Raw genomic sequence first — 1,483 nt, forward strand, 5'->3', positions numbered from 1 at the left:
CACAATGTGCACTTTTTGGAGGAATTCTTTTTCACTGAATTTCCTTCAATTAGACACCAATTGAAGACCGCTTTGCAAAGCGCGAATTAGCTCCTGCGAGGCGCAAGCAATTAGCCACGCGAGAACCAATAGGGGGAGGGCGCCATCGCTCAATTCGGGCACCGCTTTGCAGGGGCGCTTCGCCCCCTCCCTACGCTTCGCTCCGGCCCCCGAACAGCCCTCCAGGTGGCCTCGACCTCAAGTTGAGCCTTGAAGCTGGCACTGAGCTCAGCCACGGCCGCGAACAGAGTCCGCGCAAGCAGGTTAGGGTGGTGCTGCCCCACCCAGACCAACGCATCCTCAGGACTACGGAACGCAGCCCGCCACTGTTGAGGAAGTCCAGGCTCCCCCGACTCCAACACAGCCCGCAACTCAGCCCGGGCAATACACTCGCTATCAGCCATTTCAGCTCTCCTACAGTTGAACTTGGTTAGGCCCTCGGGCGTGCTCCAACACCCCCGGGGACCGACTTAATCAGCAGGTTTGGAGTCGACCTCCTTTCCGTCGACCAGAACGACGCCGGCACCGTCAGTCACATCGGACCAGACCTGCGCAGCGATCGCTGCGACATCGGCCTTGCGAGGCCTGCCGCGCTTCTTAGCAGGAGGAGCAGGCTCGACAGCAGGCGGCGCGGGAAGGGCGCCAGAACGCACCAGAAGCCCTTGGAGGAGCCCCGGGCTACCCGAGGAGCCATCAGGAGCAAAACGACGCTTGAAGGCCATCTCATAGCTGCGAGAGGACACACCTCGATTCAGAGCCTTCGTGGCCAACCGAGAACTACGCTTCATGAAGAGACCCCTGCTAGGTTAGTGGCCGCTGACGGCCTGCTACGTTATCGATAGCATCAGAGTGAGGCAGCACGCCAATCTGATAATTCCGTGTCCTAAAGTGTTTTAAGAACAAGTTAGGCGGCGCTGCGCGCCGCCCCGCGGGCTTCGCCTCCGCGTGGCCGGGCGCCGCGCCCGCCGCCTCGGGCATATCCCCGCAGGCGGGGCCCCTTCCCGAGACGTCGCGCGCCGCTCCCTGCGCCTGTATCAGCTGCTCGAGGGCGTTTGCACGGGCGTAGAGCGTCCTGAAGGATCGAGCCTGACGGACCAGGAGAGACCACCACGCACCATCCTGCGGCTCGAACCCGAAGCCCTCAGGTGTCCAGAGCTTGCCGCTGTGCATGTGCCATCCTGACCAACCTGGGAGCTCGAACCGGTTGAGAATCCGCAGCAGCTTGTAGGCCGAGTACGGCACGGCCGTCTTGCCTGAAAACCACGCATAGACCGTGCGCTCGGTGACCTGAAGAGTGCGAGCCACGTCAGGTACCTTTAGGCCAGCGTCCAGGCAAAGGACTTTGAAGCGGGCCGCAATAGCGGCTCGCTGACTGGTGTTCTTTTTGGGCGGTCGGCCATCGGGTCTTTTTGAACACAATGTGCACTTTTTGGAGGAATTCTTT

General features: G+C 61.3%; 1 protein-coding gene. It reads right to left on the reverse strand.

Annotation, left to right across the window (positions count from 1 at the left end):
• Window positions 1-840: 840 nt before the first annotated feature.
• A complete protein-coding gene (locus HMPREF2971_RS07240; RefSeq protein ID WP_083314091.1) occupies window positions 841-1,458 on the reverse strand; it encodes a VC1465 family Xer recombination activation factor in 618 nt (205 codons plus the stop codon).
• Between the last annotated feature and the right edge of the window lie 25 nt (window positions 1,459-1,483).

The organism is Rothia sp. HMSC066G07 (genome assembly GCF_001814485.1).
GTDB lineage: Bacteria > Actinomycetota > Actinomycetes > Actinomycetales > Micrococcaceae > Rothia.